Source organism: Nocardiopsis rhodophaea (assembly GCF_039530945.1).
Lineage (GTDB): Bacteria > Actinomycetota > Actinomycetes > Streptosporangiales > Streptosporangiaceae > Nocardiopsis_C > Nocardiopsis_C rhodophaea.
Genome location: NZ_BAAAPC010000049.1, coordinates 1 through 1,309 on the forward strand (window position 1 = coordinate 1; position 1,309 = coordinate 1,309).

Annotated in this window: 1 protein-coding gene; it reads left to right on the top strand. The window is 68.9% G+C overall.

The features are described 5' to 3' along the window. Positions 1-69: 69 nt before the first annotated feature. Positions 70-1,268 (top strand): IS3 family transposase gene (locus ABD259_RS25585; protein ID WP_344109752.1). Its coding sequence is split into 2 segments (ribosomal slippage): positions 70-325 and positions 325-1,268, totalling 1,200 coding nucleotides; the frame shifts between segments, so codons are not numbered across the junction. Positions 1,269-1,309 lie beyond the last annotated feature (41 nt).

The window sequence follows — 1,309 nt, forward strand, 5'->3', positions numbered from 1 at the left end:
TGATGTTGCTTCGGTTCGGTGGACAGGTGTCCGCTTTCGGATACTTTGTCACTGAACGAGGAGATCAACGTGCCCAAGACCCGACCCGCCTACCCGCCGGAGTACCGCGAGCAGATCATCTCGCTGGCCCGCTCCGGCCGCACCCCCGAAGACCTCGCCCGCGAGTTCGAGCCCAGCGCCCAGACCATCCGCACCTGGGTCGCCCAGGCCCAGACCGACGCCGGCCAGCGCCCCGGCCTGACCAGCGACGAGAAGGAAGAACTCGCCCGCCTGCGCCGCGAGAACAAGCAGCTGCGCGAGGAGCGCGAGATCCTCCGCAAGGCCACGGCTTTCTTCGTCCGGGAGACCAGCAGGTGATGTTCCGGCTGATCGACGAGGAAAAGACACGCCACTCCGTCTCCCTGATGTCCCGGCTGCTGGGTGTGTCGCGGCAGGGCTACTACAAACACCAGAACCGAACCCAGCACGGCCCCGGACCGCGAGAGCGCTCCGACGCCGCGCTCACCGAGCGGATCCGCCACCACCACAAGGATTCCCGCGGCACCTACGGCGCCCCCAGGATCCAGGCCGACCTGCGCGAGATCGACAGCATCCGCGCCGGACGCAACCGCATCACCCGGCTCATGCGCCGCGAGGGCCTGGCGGGCGTGCACCGCCGCACCGGCCGCAAGGGCCTGACCCGCCAGGACGCGATGGCCACCGCGCCGCCCGACCTCATCGGCCGCGACTTCACCGCCGATGCCCCCAACGAGAAGTGGACCGCCGACATCACCTACGTGCCCACCGCCCAGGGATGGCTCTACCTGGCGGTGGTGATGGACCTGTTCTCCCGGCGCATCGTCGGGTGGGCGATGACCGGCCACATGCGCGCCGAGCTGGTGTGCGACGCGCTGGGCATGGCGGTGGCCGCCCGCCGCCCCGGCCCGGGGCTCATCCATCACTCCGACAAGGGCTCGCAGTACACGAGTCTGGCCTTCGGCCGCCGCTGCGCCGAGGCGGGAATCGCGCCGTCGACCGGGCGCAGTGGGTCGTGCTTCGACAACGCCGTCACCGAGAGCTTCTTCGCCTCGCTAGAGACCGAGCTGATCGACCGCACCACCTTCGCCACCCGGGCCGATGCCGAGCGGGAGGTGTTCTCCTACATCGAGGGGTTCTACAACCCGTGGCGCAGGCATTCGGCCAACGGCCAGCTCAGTCCGGCCGAGTATGAACGTCGTCACGCCGCAGCAGCCGACAGCAGTCTGTCCGACCTGGCAGAGGCCGCGTAAAACCCAAGCTCACAGGCGTCTACCGAACCGAAGCAACTCCA